17 protein-coding genes are annotated in these 21656 nt (G+C 39.3%); 7 read left to right on the top strand and 10 right to left on the bottom strand.

From position 1 onward, the window contains the following. Window positions 1-11: 11 nt before the first annotated feature. The 3 genes from R3X28_RS04135 (at window position 12) to R3X28_RS04125 (ending at window position 4082) form a co-directional block, all read left to right on the top strand. Window positions 12-1664 (top strand): sodium/sugar symporter, encoded by a 1653-nt coding sequence (locus R3X28_RS04135; protein WP_317662622.1) that lies wholly within the window; start codon window positions 12-14, stop codon window positions 1662-1664. A 211-nt stretch (window positions 1665-1875) separates the two neighbouring features. After that, window positions 1876-3225: a vanadium-dependent haloperoxidase gene (locus tag R3X28_RS04130; RefSeq protein WP_317662620.1), complete on the top strand. Its 1350-nt coding sequence runs from the start codon at window positions 1876-1878 to the stop codon at window positions 3223-3225. A gap of 5 nt (window positions 3226-3230) precedes the next feature. Then, the gene (locus tag R3X28_RS04125) at window positions 3231-4082 is read left to right on the top strand and encodes a hypothetical protein (RefSeq protein WP_317662618.1); all 852 of its coding nucleotides are present in this window, start codon (window positions 3231-3233) and stop codon (window positions 4080-4082) included. Between the two features lie 39 nt (window positions 4083-4121). Here the strand turns inward: R3X28_RS04125 and R3X28_RS04120 are convergent, their stop codons facing one another. Next, on the bottom strand, window positions 4122-7832 hold the full coding sequence (locus R3X28_RS04120; RefSeq protein ID WP_317662616.1) for a metallophosphoesterase: 3711 nt from the start codon (window positions 7830-7832) through the stop codon (window positions 4122-4124). Between the two features lie 53 nt (window positions 7833-7885). On the opposite strand from R3X28_RS04120, the gene R3X28_RS04115 reads away from it, so the two are divergent. Then, the gene (locus R3X28_RS04115) at window positions 7886-9067 is read left to right on the top strand and encodes a Pycsar system effector family protein (RefSeq protein ID WP_317662614.1); all 1182 of its coding nucleotides are present in this window, start codon (window positions 7886-7888) and stop codon (window positions 9065-9067) included. Window positions 9068-9091: 24 nt separating this feature from the next. Here the strand turns inward: R3X28_RS04115 and R3X28_RS04110 are convergent, their stop codons facing one another. Next, on the bottom strand, window positions 9092-11464 hold the full coding sequence (locus R3X28_RS04110) for a GAF domain-containing protein (protein WP_317662612.1): 2373 nt from the start codon (window positions 11462-11464) through the stop codon (window positions 9092-9094). 112 nt (window positions 11465-11576) lie between these two features. On the opposite strand from R3X28_RS04110, the gene R3X28_RS04105 reads away from it, so the two are divergent. After that, window positions 11577-12509 (top strand): metallophosphoesterase family protein, encoded by a 933-nt coding sequence (locus R3X28_RS04105; protein ID WP_154362978.1) that lies wholly within the window; start codon window positions 11577-11579, stop codon window positions 12507-12509. Window positions 12510-12527: 18 nt separating this feature from the next. Here the strand turns inward: R3X28_RS04105 and R3X28_RS04100 are convergent, their stop codons facing one another. From R3X28_RS04100 to R3X28_RS04090, 3 genes are all read right to left on the bottom strand, one after another. Next, window positions 12528-13256 (bottom strand): energy transducer TonB, encoded by a 729-nt coding sequence (locus R3X28_RS04100; protein ID WP_154362980.1) that lies wholly within the window; start codon window positions 13254-13256, stop codon window positions 12528-12530. Window positions 13257-13637: 381 nt separating this feature from the next. Next, window positions 13638-15224, bottom strand: a complete 1587-nt coding sequence (locus R3X28_RS04095) for a Gfo/Idh/MocA family oxidoreductase (protein WP_317662608.1) — start codon at window positions 15222-15224, stop codon at window positions 13638-13640. A gap of 31 nt (window positions 15225-15255) precedes the next feature. Further along, window positions 15256-15744, bottom strand: coding sequence for a DoxX family protein (locus R3X28_RS04090; RefSeq protein WP_154362984.1), 489 nt, complete (start codon window positions 15742-15744; stop codon window positions 15256-15258). Between the two features lie 203 nt (window positions 15745-15947). Here R3X28_RS04090 and R3X28_RS04085 point away from each other — a divergent pair, with 203 nt between their 5' ends. After that, window positions 15948-16595, top strand: coding sequence for a hypothetical protein (locus R3X28_RS04085; protein ID WP_317662604.1), 648 nt, complete (start codon window positions 15948-15950; stop codon window positions 16593-16595). A gap of 117 nt (window positions 16596-16712) precedes the next feature. Here the strand turns inward: R3X28_RS04085 and R3X28_RS04080 are convergent, their stop codons facing one another. The 5 genes from R3X28_RS04080 to R3X28_RS04060 form a co-directional block, all read right to left on the bottom strand. Next, entirely contained in the window at window positions 16713-16931 is a 219-nt protein-coding gene (locus R3X28_RS04080) for a hypothetical protein (RefSeq protein WP_317662602.1), read from the bottom strand. A 230-nt stretch (window positions 16932-17161) separates the two neighbouring features. Next, window positions 17162-18166, bottom strand: a complete 1005-nt coding sequence (locus tag R3X28_RS04075; protein WP_317662600.1) for a hypothetical protein — start codon at window positions 18164-18166, stop codon at window positions 17162-17164. A gap of 296 nt (window positions 18167-18462) precedes the next feature. Continuing rightward, window positions 18463-19029, bottom strand: a complete 567-nt coding sequence (locus R3X28_RS04070) for a TlpA disulfide reductase family protein (protein WP_317662598.1) — start codon at window positions 19027-19029, stop codon at window positions 18463-18465. A gap of 113 nt (window positions 19030-19142) precedes the next feature. Beyond that, a complete protein-coding gene (locus R3X28_RS04065; RefSeq protein WP_282053593.1) occupies window positions 19143-20402 on the bottom strand; it encodes an aminotransferase class V-fold PLP-dependent enzyme in 1260 nt (419 codons plus the stop codon). Between the two features lie 97 nt (window positions 20403-20499). Next, window positions 20500-20628 (bottom strand): hypothetical protein, encoded by a 129-nt coding sequence (locus R3X28_RS04060; RefSeq protein ID WP_282053594.1) that lies wholly within the window; start codon window positions 20626-20628, stop codon window positions 20500-20502. Between the two features lie 322 nt (window positions 20629-20950). On the opposite strand from R3X28_RS04060, the gene aqpZ reads away from it, so the two are divergent. Next, window positions 20951-21643, top strand: coding sequence for an aquaporin Z (gene aqpZ / locus R3X28_RS04055; RefSeq protein ID WP_411556589.1), 693 nt, complete (start codon window positions 20951-20953; stop codon window positions 21641-21643). Window positions 21644-21656: the final 13 nt, after the last annotated feature.

Below are 21656 nucleotides of genomic sequence, written 5' to 3'. Positions count from 1 at the left end.
CCACAACCAATATGACTTCTGCTTTCGGATTTTGGGATTATTTTATTTTTATCGTATACGCATTTTTAATTTTAGGGGTGGGCCTTTGGGTGTCCAGAGATAAAAAAGGACATCAGAAAAATGCGGAGGATTATTTTCTGGCCAGTAAATCCCTTCCATGGTGGGCTATCGGGGCTTCTTTGATTGCTGCAAATATCTCCGCAGAACAGTTCATTGGTATGTCGGGCTCGGGTTTTGCTTCAGGACTGGCCATTGCCTCGTATGAATGGATGGGGGCCTTGACCCTCATAATCGTAGGTAAATTTTTTCTTCCCATCTTCATAAAGAAAGGTCTATACACAATTCCGGAATTTGTCGAAAAAAGATATTCAACCAACCTTAAGACCATATTGGCCGTTTTTTGGATAGGTCTTTATGTTTTTGTGAACCTTGCATCTGTTCTCTATCTCGGGGCATTGGCCCTGGAAACCATTATGGGCATTCCCATGCTCTACGGCATTATCGGCCTTGCCCTCTTCGCAGCGGCTTACTCGCTTTACGGCGGACTATCAGCGGTGGCATGGACCGATGTTATTCAAGTAGTTTTCTTGATTCTCGGTGGATTGGTCACAACGTATTTAGCCTTGAACACCGTTTCTGGAGGGGATGGGATTATTGCCGGTTTTAAAAAGGTTTATGAAACCGCCCCCGAACGTTTTGTGATGATTTTGGACGAATCACATCCAGAATACAAAAACTTACCGGGCATTGCGGTATTAGTCGGTGGCCTGTGGGTGGCGAACTTATATTATTGGGGTTTCAATCAATATATCATTCAACGTACCCTTGCCGCGAAATCATTAAAAGAAGCACAGAAAGGTATTTTATTGGCCGCATTTTTAAAATTGATATTGCCTTTAATTGTGGTTGTACCCGGAATTGCTGCTTTTGTGATCATAAATGATCCACAGATCATGGCTCAGTTGGGCAATGTAGCCCAACAAAACCTACCTTCGCTCGAACAAGCTGATAAGGCCTACCCGTGGCTTCTCCAATTTCTACCTACAGGATTAAAGGGCATCGCATTTGCAGCCTTGGCAGCCGCCATTGTCTCTTCCTTGGCTTCTATGCTCAACTCTACTTCCACTATTTTCACCATGGATATCTATAGGCAATATATCAATAAAAATGCAAGTGATAAGGCAACGGTGACCACAGGAAGAATCTCGGCTGGTATCGCATTGTTGATTGCAGGGATAATGGCCCCATTATTAGGAGGTATTGACCAAGCTTTTCAATTTATACAAGAATATACGGGGGTTGTAAGTCCCGGTATCCTAGCCGTATTCCTTTTAGGTCTTTTCTGGAAAAAAACCACCAACAAAGGCGCTATTGTCGGCGCATTGGTTTCCATTCCGATTGCCATGTACTTTAAAGTAGCCCCCAAAGGATGGTCAACAAGTGCCTTGTTCGTAGACATCCCGTTTATGAATCAAATGGGTTACACCCTCATTTTTACCATGTTTGTCATTATATTGGTTAGTCTTATTCAACATAATGGTAAAGATGATGAAAAAGGAATTCCTTTGACAAAGGCTTTGTTCAAAACCAACCCAATATTCAATATTGGTGCGTTCGCGGTAATGCTCATCCTAGTCGCCTTATACAGCCTCTTTTGGAAATAGGAAGGAACTAAAACCCCACACGGTTTAAAAAGGGAACATCGCCCAACCCTTCTTAATGGATAGCCTTTATCCTTGATTTTTAAGATACTTACCCATAAGGTTCGATTAAAATATTAACATTTTCTATATATCAAGTCCATTGGGTTTTTTTAAATTGCTAGACTATTAAAATTCAATATCACTAAAGATCCTAAATGAAAATTGAAAAACAATGAATAAAATTTTTTCCTTGATGCTCATTATCGCTCTTTTTTCCTGTAGTGATAAAAAAACGGAAGAGCCATTGGTCATAAGCCCAGAAGAGCTGCATACCGCAGTGGACAAGGTCGTTGAAATAATGATACATGACATTTTCTCGCCTCCTGTTGCAAGCCGGGTTTTTGCCTACCCGAATGTTGCCGCTTATGAAATCATTGCCCTAAACAATGAAAAGTATATTTCTTTGGAAGGCCAGGTAAATGAACTTACTGCCATTCCCAAACCTGATGCCAACAAACCCATAAACTATCAACTGGCTGCATTAGTGGCCCATATGGAACTAAGTAAAAGATTGATTTTCTCCGAACAGGATTTAGAAGTTTTTAGGGATAGCCTATATAGTGTTTGGAGTTCAAAAAACGAAACCACCTTTTTAGCATCAAAGGATTATGGTTTAGAAGTTGCCGAACATATTGGTAAGTGGATGAGTGAAGACAACTACAACCAAACCCGTACCATGCCAAAATTCACAGTAGATACTGATGACGAGACACGATGGCAACCTACCCCACCGGCGTACATGGATGGTATAGAGCCCCATTGGGACAAAATACGTCCTTTTGTGATAGACTCTGCCCAACAGTTCAAACCCATTCCACCTCCGGCATTTTCATTGGAAGATGGCTCCGATTTTTATAAGGAACTGAAAGAAGTCTACGATAAAGGAAATGAAATAACCAAAAAGGGTGATGAATCTGAGGAAATTAAGATAGCCCAATTCTGGGATTGCAACCCATATGTTTCGGTAACCCGTGGTCATTTGATGTTTGCGACTAAAAAAATCTCTCCTGGGGCGCATTGGATCGGCATTACCAAAATCGCCAGTAAAAAGAGTAAAAGTGATTTTGACAAAACAGTTTATGCCTACACCAAAACTTCCTTGGCAATAGCAGATGCCTTTATAAGTTGTTGGGCCGAGAAATATCGCAGTAACCTTATTCGTCCAGAAACCCTTATCAACCAACATTTAGATGAAAATTGGAAGCCTGTATTACAAACACCTCCTTTTCCGGAATATACCAGTGGACATAGCGTTGTCTCCGGTGCCGCAGCTTCTGCCTTGACCGATATTTTTGGCGATGATTTTGCATTTGACGATGATTCTGAAGTACCGTACGGACTTCCAATTAGGAGTTTTTCCTCATTTAACCAAGCGGCCAATGAGGCAGCCATCAGTAGAATGTACGGTGGTATACATTATCGTTCGGCTATCGAGGTAGGTATTAAGCAGGGCCGGGACCTTAGCCAGTTCTTGCTTATGAATTTAAAGATGACCACAGACAAGGACTTAGCATCAAATTAATTATAATGCAAAATTTCCCCAGGATACTGCTCGTGCTTTTGTTGTTTACGGGTTGCTCAAATTATGGCCAACTACAATACGTTGCCAAACTCCCGAAAAAACTAAAAGAGAATTCGGGTATGACTACTTTGAACGATTCAACGGCCTGGTTGATAGAAGATCATGGCAACAATAATGTAATCTATGAAGTTGACCTAGAAGGAAAGATTCTCCGTCAACTGGAAGTGGATAATGCCCACAATCATGATTGGGAAGATTTGACGAAGGACTCCGACAACAACATTTATATAGGGGATTTTGGAAATAACAACAATAAGAGAAAGAACCTTACCATCTATAAAATTCCGAACCCGGATATTGAAAAAAACAAAAAAACCGAAGCCGGTAAAATCAAATTCAGTTATCCTGACCAAAAAGAATTTCCACCTTCTGCAGCAGAAATGAATTTTGATGCGGAAGCTTTCTTTTATTATAAAAAAGCCCTTTTTATTATAACCAAGAACAGGACAAAACCTTTTAACGGGGAGGCGGCCATTTACAAAGTTCCTGCAATAACAGGGAAACATGAAGCCCAATTTATAGGTAAATTCATTACCTGTAAGGACGAGGATAGATGCCGAGTAACCGCTGCGGACATTTCCCCCGATGGGAGCACCATCGCACTACTGGGGTATGGCAATATTTGGTTGTTCACTGATTTTAAATGGGATGATTTCTCAAATGGTGACCTAAAAACCATAAATCTTGGAATTACCACCCAACTTGAGTCCTTGAGTTTCCTAGACAACCACACCTTATTACTTTCGGATGAAAAGCAGGGTGAAACCGGAGGCAACCTCTACTCCATTAAAATTTAATTTTTATAAAACTACCTGTTTATCCCTTAAGCCTGAGAACTAAAATCCAAAGCCCAATCCAAAAGTAAAACGGAGCCCATCTTTACTATCGTACAAAGCAAAGTTCAAGGATAATATATCCGCAGCATTTAGGAAAAACCCACCACCGTAAGAGGTATGCCAAATATCGGAATCAAATTCAGGCGTCCAGACACGTCCGTAATCATAACCTCCGAAAACACCCATGTTCAATGGAAGTAAACCGGTTTTCATTCGTTTAAGGCTATATCTTAAGTCTGTATTTTGATAAAACGCTCTTTTACCTGAAAAACGTTGGTTCCTAAAACCACGAAGACCATCAAGGCCACCAATACTGGCTGCTTGGTAAAATTCATAACCATCTCCTAAATTAAGATGCGCCTTCCATTTTGTCGCCAGGACCAATCTACCACTGGGAATCAATTTATAATCAAAGGAAAGACTGGGCACTAGATATCCAAATCCTTGTGAGCCATTTTCAAAACCGGTCTTATACCCCATAAGAAGGGAGGTCGACATCCCTAATGTAGGAAATGCAACATTATCAGCATTCGAAAAAGAATATTGCATTTCTGCCCCGACGAAGTTCTTATGGTTCTCCTCACCACTGGCAACATAAAATGTATTTATGAACCTATCACTGGTTTCTTCAACCTCTACACTTTCATAATTTACCCCAAGGCGAAATTGTGATCCAGAACCACCTCGCCAAACCACGGAAGGGGTAAATGCAATGGTTCTCAGTTTTACACGGTTGAAATCCTTACCGAGATCATCATCTAAATTCTCGGTTTCGTTGCCCCAACCAAAGAAATTAATGCTGTAGTTCGGACTTGTGAATTTCGCTCCTAAAACTAAATTGGCCTTGCCAAAAACACGGGCAAACTCTCCCTTATAACTAAAATCATAACCACTTGTTGCAAAATAGAAAGCTGCATTGAATGTATGTTGACTGGTAAAAGGATGCTGTTGAAAACCATTGAAGGTGTATATATTCGTAAAGCCCATCTTAAAACCATCATCAGGATTTGATCCTATTGAAGGAATTATCATATTATTGCTCTTTTTGTATTTAATGGGTTGATACGTATTGGTCTCATAATCATTCGCCAAACGCAATTTTGCCCCATCAATATTTTTCAAGGTATTCTTCTTAGCCTTCTGGTCATAAATATATACGCCTCTACTATCAACTATGTCATATACATCATTGTTCTGACCACCTACCAATCGCAATTTTATTTTGCCTTTTTTTCCCTGTACTACAAACTGGTCATCATCATCCAAGCCATAGACCCATATCTCTTTGGTAGTTTCAGGATTAAAATCCTTCTTATAAAAAACTTCCCCTTTGTCCCCTTTTATAATACGCTGCCCGACAACTTGGGTGTTTCCATTCGATAATTGGGTAATGGTAAAAAAATCATCCTTATCAGTACCTGTGACCATTGCATATTTATTCAACAGCCCATAGTACTCTTCCGCAGTTTTTTGCAGGTTACTTTTTCTTGCCAATAACACTTTTTTTATTCTATCGACCCCCTCATCCTGTACGGCCTTGGGGAAAAACCCGAAAGCCTCATCCAGAACATCTTCCGTAATATTATTTTGTAGAAAAAGAGCTTGTTGTTGCCATTGTTCCTTTGTAGTTTCAGAGAGGACAACCATATCCAAAGCGTAAGCCTTAGGAGAGCCATTAAACCCTTTAACGCTTCGAATTTCCTCATTAAATCCTTCCATCAGGGTCAAACCTGGTACAATGCGGGTTATCAAGTTCATTAGCGGTCCATCGCCCATTATCGAGAATACTTGGTCACGATCCCTAGGTACAGGCCTATAAACCACCTTACCTTTCTCAATTTTTTTAAAACGGGCCCATCGCCATTGGTCGGTATGGCGATCCCAATCCCCGATCAACATATCGAATAGGCGTGCCTTTATATAGGCTTCCTTGTCTACTTTGTATTTTTCATCCTTTCGAAGGTTTAAAAGCATGTCGTCCGTACTATCCATTTTATTGGAATACCCAAAACTTTTTTGGTCACCATGTCCATCATCGGTACGTTCCTCTATCATATATAACTCATCACCGAATTCATCGGTATAATCTTTTATTGCATCTTGTTTTGGAATGTAATAAAGTTTTGGATTGGTATGATAAATACCTACCGCATCTGATAAAGTACCTACGGTCAAGGAGGCATACGGATGTGATCCGGTGTAAAAATCCTCCAAAATACTTTCTGTGACGGTACCGTCAAAATCACCAACGACATATTGCTCCTTAAAGGCCATTGCCTGTAAATAAATCTCGGCACTTTTACGTAATGCCCGCATTACATATTCCTTTCCTTCTTTGTTGACCAGCCTAAGTGACCTTGATTGGTGGCCCCCACCTTTTCTAATTACTTTTAATCCTCCGAACAATGTATCAAGATCCACCGTGGGAGCCTTAACTTTTTTCGCGTATAAATCACGATACCTTTCCCCCCATATGGTTTTGAACAATTTACTTTTGTCCACTTCTTCTGCAGTATATATAGAGGCTTCTACCTCTGGCGGAAAGGATTTTGGATACGTCTTCGTATTATCTTCTTTTTCTGCAGGCAATACCTCGGTCGTGAACAAAAACTCCTCTTCACCATTGTCCCCAATACCATAATATCTTATTCTTGAAGAGCCATCTGTATAGACCTCAAGTACCGCATAACCCATTCTACCCGTTGAGAACTTACTACCATTCATTAACCTTGTTGCACCTTCCTTGGCCCCAGCACCACTAATGATTTGCGGTGTATTGTCCTCAAAAATGTATTGAAGGGTATGTTCATGACCCGAAGCCAAAATCACCTTTTCGGAATATTGAGCCAATGTCATAATACGTTTTCTAAGCTCTCGATAATTCTTATTGTTCAAATCCTCTGGAGAGGCACCTGTAGTTTTTCTCAATAGATTGATAATGGTGCCGATTACCGGTAAAGGCAATTTGGTTCCTGTAGGGTACAATTGACTTTTTAAGGAAAACTGTCCGCCATGCTGTCCATAACTGGACATTGGGTGATGCAGAGCGATAAGTGTGGTCTTACCGATATTTTTTTTGATAAGCCCTTCTAATTCCTCAAAGAATTTTTCCCTATCCTTAATTTCACAATTATCGTTCATCGTTGGGTTTTTATCCCAATTGGCTAGGTACCATTCGGTGTCAATGGCAATTACGACGACATCGTCACTAATATCAATTTTTTGAATGGCACAGCCATCCTCAGGAAAAAACACGTGTTTATTATCCAGTTTTTTTTCAATGTACTTTTGTTCCCTTTCCAAACCTTTAAGGCCTTCATTGTACCAATCATGGTTTCCTGGAATGAAAATAGGATTGCCTTTAAAACCATCAAGCGTTTTCAGCTGGGCTTTAATATGGTTTTTGGCCAAAAGGTATGCCTCAGTGGAGTCTTTCTTATCCGGCATTCCCGCAGGGTATATATTATCGCCCAAAAAAATCGCCGTACTGTTCTTCCCCGCCTGATCCAATCTTTTTTTGAAAAGTTTGAGTACCGGGTTCATATCGCCCATTGGTGACTTGCCTGCATCTCCTATTAAATAAAAGGTATGGGAAACTTTTTTTTGATCTTTAACATCTTGCTTACCCACTTCTTCTGCATATTTGGGTTTATAGGTAGCACAACTGCTTCCTATCATCAACAAAGCGATCAAAAGGTAATATTTATGCATAATGAATAAAGTGAAATGTAAATTTTGTAATTTGGCTTTATCAAACCTCACATATGTCGGATATAATCGATAAAACTAAATCTTTTGCGACTGATTTATTAACCCGGAAATTAGCCCCTGAGTTTCTGTACCACAATCTTACACATACCCAACGGGTTGTCAAAAGTACTAAAGAAATCCTAGATTCCCTCAAGCTTGAGGACAAAGAGACGGAACATCTAATCCTCGCCGCATGGCTGCACGATACCGGATACACCAAAGGAAGTGAGGACCATGAAGAAACCAGTACGGTAATTGCCAAGGAATTTCTTGAAAAGCAAGGATATAGCCAAGAGGGCATAAAAAAAATATGTTCGATTATCCTAGCTACCAAAAAGAAACACAAACCTATAAATATTGCTGAAGAAATAATCAGGGACGCCGACGCCTCTCATTTTGCACAGAGCAGTTATATGGACACCTGTGAGTTTTTAAGGGAAGAGCTATCCCTTTTAGGTATTGCCGAATATAACCAAAAGGAATGGTTAAAAACAAACCTTGAGGTTTTAGGAAAAGAACATGATTATTACACTGATTATGCCAAAGAGCATTGGCAACCCAAAAAGGAAAAAAACCTAAAAAGGCTTAGCAAAGAATATAAAACAATAAAGTCCATCGTAAAAAAAGAAGCCCTAAAGGCAAAATTTAAGAGTGATAGTCCGGATCGGGGCATACAAACATTATTCCGTGTCACCTTAAAAAACCACTTAACCCTGAGTGACATTGCCGATACGAAAGCGAATATCCTTTTATCGGTGAACGCCATTATAATTTCCATGGCTTTATCGAACTTAATTCCCAAGCTTGATAATCCCTCTAACCACTACCTGATCACCCCTACCGTGATTTTTGTTTTCTTCTCCGTAGCGTCTATGATTTTAGCGGTTTTGGCCACTAGGCCCAATGTTACGAGTGGGGAATTCACCAAAGAAGATGTGAAAAACAAAAAAGTGAACCTTTTGTTCTTTGGCAATTTCCACAAAATGAAATTATCTGAGTACGAATGGGCCATTAATGAATTGGTTAAAGACAAGGATTACATCTACTCTAGCTTAACAAAAGACCTATATTACTTAGGATTGGTCTTAAACCGAAAATATAAGATCTTACGTTGGACGTATACCATTTTCATGATCGGCACCGTAATTTCGGTCATTGCATTTGCGGTTTCCTTCCAACTTTATGGTACAAAATAAAAGCTATTCAAGATTTGGCTTGGATCAAGCCTTCAACTCATCCATTAAATCATCATAGGTATAGGTCTTTCCTGACTCGTTATCCTTATTATAGAGAATTTCGGCACGTATGGCTTTAAGTCCGGTCACCCCTTGCAGACCTTCTAACTCAACAATTTCAATATTATTGGTAAAATACCCTTTAGATTTTAAGAAGCTGATGTATCTTAAATATTCCAACTCCTCTTTTTTCTGTGAATATACGATGGAAAGCTTCCCAGTTTGGGTAAGACGTTCGTTGGTTCCTTTTATAAATGATTTATCAATACGTTTCTTTATCACCTCATAACGGGCATTATAGGTGCCATCTACATCAAAACGTTTCTCATCTAACCTAAAACGTATAGAGAGCGATGTACTGTAAACCAATAATAAAGAAGCCACATCCAAAGCTACGGGTAATTTAGACTTTAGCTTATAGTGCGTATTTTCCATATCGCACATAACCTGTAATTGCCATAATCTCAGGTTGTTCAAATAGAGCATATTAAAGGGTAACTGACCGGCAATGGATTGCCCCACATACATATTGTGTTCAACCCCATCGGTCTTATACCTTTCAAAATAATGGGGGAACATAGCTTGGGCATCCTCTTGTTTCCTATCAATTACAGAAGCAAGTTTTTTATTGATAGTCATTACACTATCATCATATTCCTTACGGTGATTGTAATAGGTCTCGGTTTTGGGATCTATCTCATCTTCATAGGCCAAGATCATCTTTTCCAATTGTTTATCCGAGCTTTTCAAATAATCGAAAATCGGTATTACTTCCACCTTTATAAAATCAAATATAGCTTGCTCACTATTGGTATTCAAAACTTCCTCGATTTCTTCCAATAGATTGTTTATCCTGAAAATCAACTCTTCATAAATAGGCAACTTTTGCTTTTCCCAAGCTATCGTTGTTATTTTATTGATTTTCGAAAGTTGTATGATCAAATCTTTCTGAATGGATAAATTCCTAGCCTTTGAAGAATCCTTAATGTCTATTTGACCATATAAAGGGTGTACATCCTTGAAAACGATATCATTGAACGATGGCTGTTTTCCATCAGATTCTTCCCATATGAACTTTTTCGCCTGTTCTTTGAACTTCCAATAAACCGATGAGTGTACCGTGGTACATTCCTTTTGTATAACGGCATCGATCAAATTCTCCTCCTCGGCTGCGGAACGCATTACGGCAGTAACGATATAGGGCATTATGTCCCCTAATTTTTGTGCATTGACACTGTTCAGCGCATTCACTTTGGTAGAAACCAACTCTAAAATACCCAAAAGCTTGCCTTCATTAGAAATTGGTGCGAATATGGCACTTTTTATACCTTGTTTCTTTAAACTTTTTGCGGGTAGTTCCCCATCGCACATTTCATAATACTTGTCCACATTGGCAACCGCAAAGTAATCGTGCTGATCCAATAGTTTACTGTATGACCTTTTACACAAAGCAGCGGAACAGGTTTCCATGATTTTATCATGAAGTAAGTAACTGGTCATTTCCTTATTATGAAGCTTTTCGAATAAATCCTCATCAGGATTATAGCTTACAAACCCCACTCTTAAATCTTTCATATTAAAGAAAGATCTAAATACATCCTGTAGGTTGTTGATGAAATTATCACTTACCTTTTTATCCCTGGAAATAAGGCTGGATTTAATCTCGGAAATGGAATGTTCGGTTGTGGCATCGAACATATTTGAAATCACAAATCCCCTTGCGATGAAACTGCCCGGAGGAATCTTATCCTTCCATACCTCAACATTGTCGAAATTATCCAATAACTCGTCAACATCTTCCGGAGTAAGATCTTTAGCCTTTTCTGTTGGAATCAATTCCATAAAATCGGCATTATAAAGTATGCGGTAATGCTTCATTACCCCATTTTCATCAGGAATATCATAAAAAAGCGGACGTTTAAAATCGAGATTGAAACCGTAGTAAAAACTAAGGATTATGGTACACCCCATGATATAGGAAAGATGTTCAGGAACCCCTCTCGCCTTCAATTCGAAATCATCCCCGGCCGCTGCCAATATTTTTTTAAATCTTTGGGAGCCACTGAAGATCAAATCATAATAGGGTAAAGAAGCGACCTTGATCTCGTTATGGGTCAATACCTCTGAAAAGGAATCCTGTAAGATTATCTCAATGACCTTTTCATACTTTTTAAGAAGTGAAGGATCCTTGAATCCTTCTCGAAGCTCAGGATATGGTGCCTGCGCCTCTAAAACGTATTTAGCTTTGGCCGCAATAAACTCATCATTGCTCTCTGCCATACGATCATACATCTCCAACAACTTGTTGAAGCTAATCAAACGGTCTAAAGGAAATTCATCATCGTAATATTGTCCCATACGCAACGTTAGTCTCTACTTGACTTGCAAAATTACAAAATAGCCAGCAATTTTTATCGTACACCTCCTTTGTCATTCCTTGTTTTTTAAGATATTTATAGAAATTTCAGGTATGTCATCGAATTTTAGATTAACAAGAGCTTATAAGAATGCCAAAGTGGTCCCGTTCGACGACACATCAAAATTCATTCTTTTTAGTGATTGCCATAGAGGCGACAATAGTTTTGCCGATGAATTTGCCAACAATCGCAACATCTACTTCCACGCCTTAAAGCACTATTATAACAATGGTTTTCAATATTGCGAAATCGGTGACGGTGACGAACTTTGGGAAAACCGTTCCTTTGAACCTATATTCGAAGCCCATAAAAACGTTTTTCAATTACTTAAGCAGTTTCACCTAGAAAACAGGCTTCACATGCTTTGGGGCAACCATGACATGGTTTACAAGGATGAGGCTTACGTAAAGAAATATCTTTCCAGTTATTTTGAACCTATAGACAATAAGGACAAAGAATTATTCGAAGGCATTACCTATGACGAAGGTGTTATATTGAAACATAAAGAAAATGAACAAGAGCTCTTTTTAACCCATGGCCACCAAGCCGATTGGTGGAATTATACTTTTTGGCGTTGGGGCCGATTTTTGGTCCGCATATTATGGAAACCATTACAGGTATGGGGAATTGCCGACCCTACTAGTCCGGCTAAAAACTATAAAGAACTGATAAAGGTCGAAAAGCGAATAAAAAAATGGATATTGAACAACAGTAATCTAATCACGATCGTTGGTCATACCCATAGGCCTCGATTCCCGGAACCAGGGGATATTCCTTTTTTTAATGATGGTAGCTGTGTTCACCCACGGAGTATAACGGGAATTGAAATCGAAAACGGAACCATATCCCTTATAAAATGGCAAATTGCCACCAAGGATGATGGCACTTTGCAAATTGTACGTATACTGCTGGAAGGGCCTCAGAAATTAATCGACTATCAAAAGGCGATCAACGATCAACCCTCCCAACAGTTCCGCCGTCATTAGAGGAACTTTTAATATTGTTTACTGATCAGCTAACTTAAAGTTCACTGGAATACTGTAAGGCACGGTTACCGCTCTACCTCTTTGCATTCCTGGGGTCATTTTTGGCAAGGAAGATACGATTCTACTTGCTTCTTTTTCCAACCCTGGATCTGGACCTCTTGTTCTGATTCCGTCGATATATCCTTTGGAATTGATGGCGAACTGTACGAACACCCTACCTTGAATACCCATTTCTGCGGCTATCTGTGGATATCTGAATTCCTTTTTGATATGATCTTGGATTTTCTTTTGAAAACATGCCTTACGCTCAGCATTTCCTTTGGCACTCTCACAACCTGGGAATACCGGAACGTTTTCGATAATTGCAAAGGGAACTGAAATTTCCTCTTCTTCTTCACCTACCTCTACATCATCAACATCAACTACTTCCTCAACTACTTGATCTTGACTGGATTCTGTACTTTCGATTACGGTTTCTTCAATCTCCGCAGCATCTTCAACGATTTCTATAATCTCGGGTGCTGATGGTGGTGGTGGTGGTGGTGGAGTTTTGATCTGTTCAGTAATAGGAACATCTTCTTTAAGATCCTCAACCACATTCAACATTTCTACAATCTTATCCTGTTTCGGGTATGATTTAAATTCCAATGCCCTCCAGGTAAGAAAAAGGACAAGGGTCAAGCCTATTACAAAGTAGAGGCCACTATTTTTATTTAAATCGGCACTAGGGTTTTTCTTTACTTCCATGACGTTTGTATTATGAATTACTCAAATGTACGTCTGATTTGGAATTTCAAACATGATAATTATCAGTTTATCCCTATTTTTTTTAAAAATTCACAATTTAATCCCGTTTTTTTAAGGATGTGGAAATTGAAACCCATTAAAATCGATGATTTTCTATAAAAAATCTTGCTTTTAAGTCATACAACGGTAGAAAACATCGATAAAACACCACCTATAATTCTTCCTTGACCCCGAACCAAATGAATAAAATTATCGCCTAAAGGCATTTTTTTATCCTATTTTCAATCTAAAATATTTAGAATATGAATAAAAAAAATAACGGACCCAAAAAGGGTCCGTTATCATCCAATTCAACAAAAGTCATAAAACGCCACCTTATACCTACATTGGTGCAAGCAACGCCTCATCAAAATCAATTCCTTCAATAGGTTTTAATTGTTCCGTTTCTTTATCCCATTCAATACGTCTTCCTAATTTATACGATAGTCCGGCCATGTGAGATGAAATGGCTTCTTCAAAACCTTCCTTGACCCCACAGCTTACCTTACCCCCATTTCGTGCACAGCTCAACCATTCCCGCATATGTAAGAAAGTAGAATCTACCCTAGCACCGTTAATGTAGGTCCACATCAATCCTTTATCAGCAAAATATTGTGAAGTGGCCGAAGCGACCCCGTCCGGAGTAGAAGCTCCCGGGTCGTATTGGTAGATCGGCACCCCTGGACTCATTTTTTCATTTTCAATATTATCGGCATATCGCGTAGACTGCCTATCTGGCCAAATGGTCAATTGATTCCCAAGTTCCAAGGTACCATCATGTCCCATTAAGATCGTAGGGCGGTTAAAACCGTTCCCCAAGGTTGCACTATACACAAAGGTCATTCCTTGCTCTTTCCCTTTTGCCTGGCTGCTTCCGGTCGAGAAGTTCGGATACTCCATATTTACTTGTAGTACATCGGGTACATTACGACCATCCCTATGGGTATAGATACCCCCTGAGGTCATTACCGAATCCGGGATTCCCATATTCAAGACACAATTCAATCGATCATAATCGTGCGACAATAGATCGCCCGAAAGCCCTGAACCATAAGCCCACCATTTACGCCATCTAAAGAAATGGTTCTTGTTAAATGGGACTTTCGGTGCAGAACCCAAGAACATATCCCAATCTATGGTCTGCGGACTTGCATCGGGATGAATATCGTACATCCAAGCCCCATTGTCATCATTTCGGTTGGTATTGGTCTGTATCAATGAAACGTGCCCTATGGTTCCTTTCTGGATAATATCTTTTGCCGTCTGAAAACTCAAGGTTTGCCTATGTTGGTGACCTACTTGTAAAGTGGCTTTGGAATTACGGGCCGCCTCCCTTAAACGATAGGTTTCCTCCACGTTATGGGTCATCGGCTTTTCAACATACACATGTATATTATTTTCCAAGGCATCAATGGTCATAGGAGCATGCCAATGGTCTGGAGTGGCAATTACCACTGCATCGACCTTTCCTGAACGTATCATCTCTTGATAAGTACGAAAACGCTCCATTTTATTATCTGGGGTGTTAAAGGAGTTCAAAGCCTTGTTTGCCCTATAATCGAAAATATCACAGATACCTGCTAAATGTACATTCAATTTATCCTGGGCTTCAAAATCCGCCAAAGTGGAATTATTGGGGTTTTCCTCTGCTGCCAAGCGCATTTCCTCTTTCCATTCATTCGTAGCAAAACCTAATGCACGACAAAGCTGCTCCCCTCTTATTCCAAAACCTATAATACCGACCCTGATCGGATCACCTCCAATACCTGGCACGGCAGCTGGCAATGAGGGTTGTATGTTCAGTTGTTCCAAAATGGCGGAACGTTCTTTTTTCTTAGCAACGGTACTGGCCGCCCCGGCCCACCAAACTGCCCCCATGAGGGGAATACCACCTAAACCTTTTAAAGCGTCTCTTCTTGTAAATTTCATTTGTAACTCTTTATTGTATTAAGGATCGTATTTAATTTGATTGGGTCAACACTTCTTTCTTATCGAAGAATCTTTGAAGTCCAAAATATCGGGAAGTTGGCAATTGATAAATGACCACACAGACCATAAGTTCAATCAGGTTTTTGTTCACAAACCAATAGCTGCCTTCAACACTAACCTCTGTTAACCAAGGAAAAGAAGGATGTGCCAAATAATACATGGCCAATAATACCGCCCCTACAATTGCCCCACATTTTTCAAAAATGCCCAACAAAAGGGTAAGGCCAACAAAAACCAACGCTATTTTATTACCCCAATCGGCAATGCCGATCATCGCATCACTGGTCATCCATATAAAAAAGGATCGAAAAGGGCCTTGGGCAGAAGCAAGATACCCGACAGAGGTCCAATCTGGGTTATACAATTTTATAATACCTTCATAAAGAAAGTGCCAGCCTACAAACAGCCGCAAGAGCACCATACTGTTTGTCAACCATTTTTCATTTCTAATCGTAAGCATACTTTGAAATTCTGTTTGGTTATACGTTTGGTTAGTCCCTGAAGTAATTCAGACTCGTAAAAATATCGAAATTACCCCAATAGTCCAGTGATTAATATGATTTTTATCAGGTTAGATAAATGGTTTTACACCCTTTTACGACCCAAGATCATGAAATTGCCCAAAATCATTATTTTAGCGCAAATTTGATTAAACACTATACCATGAAAAGAATTCCACTTTTGGCCTTAATGGCCCTATTGTTCGTTTCCTGTTGGAAGGATAAAAGCCCAGAAGACCTGATCCGATTAAAAGAACAGTTTAAATCGCAGGTAAACGACTTTGAAAAGAAAAAGGAAAATGCCAATAAAAACGTTACCAAAGGCCTAGAAACGCTCAATGCCCTCAAAAGTGCATTGGAAGACACCAAGAATGAAGACAAAGAATTTGCAAAAGTCTATGGCGATTGGGAAAAAGTGGACAAACGCGTAAAGAACCTGAACAAGGAATATGAAGACCTAAAAGAAAAAGCCGCCAATCTTTTTACGGCCATGGAAACCCAAACCAACAGCCTTAGTGATGAAACAGCCAAAAAAACCCTTCTAAAGGCAATAAACAAAGCACGCACCAAATACAATGGCACCTTGGCCAATACTTCAAAAGCCATTGACAAACTTAAGTTGCTTCATGGTGATGCCGTCGAAGTTGTGAAAGCACTGGAGGTAGCTGCCGCCCTAAATTCTTTCGATAATATAAATGACCAAATGAAAAGTATCGAAGGACGTGTTGACGGTATTATGCAAGAGCTGAACATAGCCGTTGTGGAAAGCAAGAAATTGTACGAAAAGAAAATTACAGACCTAGGGGTATAAACATTATAGTCCCAAAAGAAATACCTTCATCATATTAATTTATGGTGAAGGTATTTTTTATATTATGGATAGTGGATTAAACAAATGTTCGCTCCAATAAAGAATGAAAAAAGGCAATTATGCCATTTTGGCTTTGTTTCTTTTCGTGGTGAAAGACAATGCTTTCTTTACCCTAGAGTTTTTGAATTTATATAAACGCGCAACGGTGTTCTCATTGGCAGTAGAAGTAACTATTGTTTTCTGAACTGTTTCAACTTTAACATCGGCCTTGACATCTTGAGCTTGCGCAGTGATTCCGATCGTAAGAACAAATATTAAAGTTAAGATAGTTTTCATGACTTGCGTTTTTATATAATAAAAACGCAGTAGAGCGTATCCTGCAGGGTTGTAAAACGTTCAAAACCCCTTATTTTTCGGTAACTGACAAAAACACGGATGAAGTGTAAAAAATGCTCGATGAACGCAACGAACCCCTAAAACACCTTAACGAAGGTATGTGCATTTAATCGGAATAAATAGTTTATAAATTCCCGGAATAACGTTAGACCCTCGAATACCAGGGATGATTATTTTTTGTAATCTCCCTGAGCATAAGAGGCTACAATACTACTATTAGGTGTCTTGCAATTAGACGGAAAGTCAAAAAAATACATACATTCGGGCAACCCATCAACAAAGGTTATCTGTACCCAACCATTAGAACTGTTGGCAAATCCTTTAAAACTGTAATTTGCCCTAACGGACTTTGGCCTTCCCTGGTTATCGGTCGATTCTATACGAACACCAGAGACACTACTAGGCACATATTTATTAAAGGCCCATGTCTTCGCTTGATTTACTATAAGGTCATTGATCAATGCGCCAAGATTCTGAGCTCCGGTGGGGCCGCCGGATTTTTTCATAACCGCGAACTTGCTACTTTCTTGCATACGAATCCCTGGTTTTTGCAATGCGAATAATTTCAGGTTTTCCTCAAACCGCTTTATTCCCGCACTATTTCCTGGATTCAAGGTGAACATACGCGCCATATCATTTTTTAGACCATTGGCTTTATGTATCATATCAACTGAATTCCCCATGGCATTTGGGTCCATTATCATAGACATAACGGTTTGTAAGCCCATAGACCTCTGAATTCTATCAACCTCCATTTTAGCATTATAAAGATCGGGCTTGGCATATAGACCGGATGGCACCCAAGTATATTCAACACAAACACTACTTAGAAGATCTCCATACATATTAAAACTCTCCTCTTTCCTAGCGCAAACCTCATCCATGATCTTCACCTTATTTGCTGGTAAATAGTCATCACATTGCCGTCCATATGCTCTTAGATATTGCTCAAAAATCATAAGAAAATCGGTATCTTCCCGTTTCATTTCAATATTCTCAAAATGGCCCCTAAAGATGTAATCATAGAACTCGGCAAAATAAAGACCATCGGTATTGAATACCATGTTTTGCGTCAAATTGCCATATGATTCAAATACATTCTTTTTTGGGGAGAACGAAGTGCTTAGGAATGCTATCAACCCTAAACCTAGGAGCGATGTTACGTAGTCTTTCATAGAGTTAGATGTTATTATTTTTTTTAGGTCAAACGACATATGTAAACCATTGTTTACCTAGTAAACACAAAAAACATCCTGTTCTTGACAAATCACAGGATTCTTTTCAATTTCAAGTCTATAAGTTGGGAATATTCCCTAACAATACCTTGTTCTTATTATAATATGGGGGATGCCTTTAGCTAGGTCAAAAATTTCCCATGGATGAAAACCCATAACCTTTGAAGCGTTTAACTAAAATAAAAAATAATGAAGACCTATTTAATATTTCGATAAAAAATTCATCGTACTGCTTTTTATTCTTCTACAAGAACATCTAAAGTTTTACGCACCTTATCACTGTACCACTCCGTTGCTCCTTGTTCTTTAATTACAACCTTCCCTTTTTTATCGATTATATAATTGGTTGGAATGGTTCGCTCAAAAAGTGGGGCGGGAGTTTCCATTTGAGGCAGAACAACGGGAAGATTATATTGCTTTTTGTCCAAAAATGTTTGAATTACTTCGGGATCTTCATGGGTAATGAGTACAAAATCCATCTTATCACCATAATCATTGTACAATTCTTGTATACTAGGAAGTTCTGCCCTACAAGGAGGACACCAAGTAGCCCAATAACTTAGAAAAGTTACATTGCCATTACCGATTTCAACATTCACAGGAGTCCCATCTAAAGCGGTCAATCGGTAGGTAAAGGGCTCTAATTGTATTTGTTCTTCTTCATCCATTTTAGAAGGAGAGAACAATACCATACGAATCTTACTTAAACCCTCCTGGATAGGCATTCGTGTTTGTGGTACAATCATTAAAATAATGACTATCGCAAAAATAATCGCACTTAGGTCTGGCTTCTTCTCTTTCATCTTAACAAAGATAACGAAAGAGGTAGGTTTTTATAAAACCATTTTTTTTGTTTTTATTTAACCTTGTATTAAGTGCGCAAATATTCGAACAAGAAGACCGATAAATAAAAAGTTCACGTCCTGAGAGCCAAAGTTTTCATGGCCTCGACAAACTTATCCAACTCCACTATGGTCGTATAGATATTTGGTGTTATCCTACAGCCTTGCACATTGGCATGATCAATGGCCACGGTAAAAATTTGGAATTCATCTAACAGAATCTTGGCCAAATCAGCTGGCCTAATATGACTTATACCCACATTTGCTATTCCGCAAGACCTATGTTCTTCTTTTGGTGTATTAATTACAATATTTTTGACTCCTCGCAATTGATCACTCCAATATCTTTGCAAATGCCTCATTCTTTTCTCTTTTCGTTGAATACCGATTATCTCAAGATAGTCAATAGCATCATTAATGGCCAAATCTGAATGTACAGGATGTGTTCCTGTATGGTTCAGACGTTGTATTTTGGATTCGTCTTTACCATAATCGGCCAATAAGGGCCAAATTTTGGGAATTTTCTTTTCGGCCACATAAAGTAACCCGGTCCCTAATGGCGCACTCAACCATTTATGAAGACTTGACCCATAATAATCACAATGCAATTCTGAAATATTTACCTCAAAATGACCGATACAGTGAGCTCCATCAACCAGCACCTCAACCCCATATTTATGGGCCATATCACAGATTTTTCGAATGGGTAATATATGCCCTGTGATATTGATCATATGACTCACCATCAACAATTTGGTTTTTGAAGTGATCTGATCTTCGTACAATTTCACCAATTCCTCATCATTCTCAGGGTAATTGGGAACAGAGACCACTTTATTGACGATACCATAACGTTTTGAAATTAGATTGAAATGATCCTGCATCGACCCATAATCCTGTACTGCAAAAAGTGCCTCATCCCCTTTTTTCCAAGGAAATCCTCCTATTACCATATCCAAAGATTCCGTTGCATTTCTTGTTATTATTAATTCTTCTGTCTTAACCCCAACCATTTTTGCCAGTCTGGCAGCAACGTTTTTCTTATTATCCCATTGAACCGTTCGCATATAATACGACCCTTCATAATTCACCATTTTCAAATGTTCTACATATTTTGATAGAATTGGCCGGGGAATGAAATTATAGTAACCGTTCTCAAGATTTATATAATCCGGTTTTAAGGCATAATCTTTTCGGATACGTTTCCAAAACCCTTCATCATCCACAGGATAAGGTCTATTGCAAACCGTGGGTAACGCATGTAATTGCATTGGCAAAAACGGGGTTACAATTGCCGCTTGTCCAAAACGTTTTAAAAACTGTCTTTTTTCCATAATTCAACTTTTTTTGGTCGTTCTTGTCTTAACGGGCATTATCACGGTATATATTAAAAATATTATGACCATACCCGTTCATTTACACTAATTATCACTACATAAAAGGTGGGGGCCCGGCATTGACCAATACCTTTTCAATCCTAGGAACATCGTCATCCAAGAATTTTCGTAGCTGAACTTGCAGTTCGGCATATTGTTTTTTTGCCAATTCAAGACTTTCCATCTGCATTTTGTTGGTCCATAACTGTTTTTATAGAAACCGCGTTGGGCTATCCTTAAACGATCGCTTATGGTAGGGTCGTCTTTTTCCCACCCCATCGTTATGAAAAAAATATCCAAATATGGCCGCTTACAAATCTTTCATCGCCATATAGCGTACCTGGCCCTACAGGTAAAAACAAGCTACAATATAATCAAAACCTGTTATTTCTTGTAGAAACCAAAGGGAGAATCGCTAAAAAAGGCCCTTATACTTAGAAAGTAAAACACACTTTAATTTTTCATACCTTAGGCATCACTAACATTATTTATCATTAACTAAAACATTGAAAATGAAAAAATTAGTAGCAGAATTTATCGGCACCTTATGGCTGGTACTTGGTGGTTGTGGAAGCGCTGTTTTGGCAGCAGGTTTCCCTGAATTGGGAATCGGGTTTGTCGGCGTGGCACTTGCCTTTGGTTTAACAGTGGTTACCATGGCTTATGCCATAGGACATATTTCGGGCTGTCATCTGAATCCGGCCGTATCAATCGGATTATGGATGGGAGGTCGTTTTAACGGAAAGGAACTTGTCCCATACATCGTTGCCCAAGTTATGGGCGGAATCGCTGGTGCAGGTATTCTTTACACGATCGCTTCGGGACAACCCGGTTTTGAACTTGGCGGATTCGCTGCCAATGGATATGCGGAGCACTCTCCTGGAGGCTATAGCCTAATGGCAGCTTTGGTGACCGAAATAGTAATGACATTCATTTTCCTTTTCGTCATTTTGGGGGCAACCCATTCCAAGGCACCAAAGTATTTGGCCGGTTTGGCCATTGGTCTATGCTTAACCTTGATACACCTTATTAGTATTCCCGTTACGAATACGTCGGTAAACCCTGCCAGAAGTACAAGCCAAGCCCTTTTCGTTGGGGACTGGGCCTTAGGTCAACTATGGTTGTTCTGGGTCGCCCCAATTGTTGGAGCACTACTTGCCGGTATGGTTTACAAATATTTATCCCCAGAAAAGGAATAGAAAAAAGGGGGCT

Source organism: Maribacter sp. TH_r10 (assembly GCF_033101095.1).
Classification (GTDB): domain Bacteria; phylum Bacteroidota; class Bacteroidia; order Flavobacteriales; family Flavobacteriaceae; genus Maribacter_A; species Maribacter_A luteus.
The sequence above is the reverse complement of the archived record's forward strand: the minus strand, read 5'-3'. Positions and strand labels throughout refer to the sequence as shown.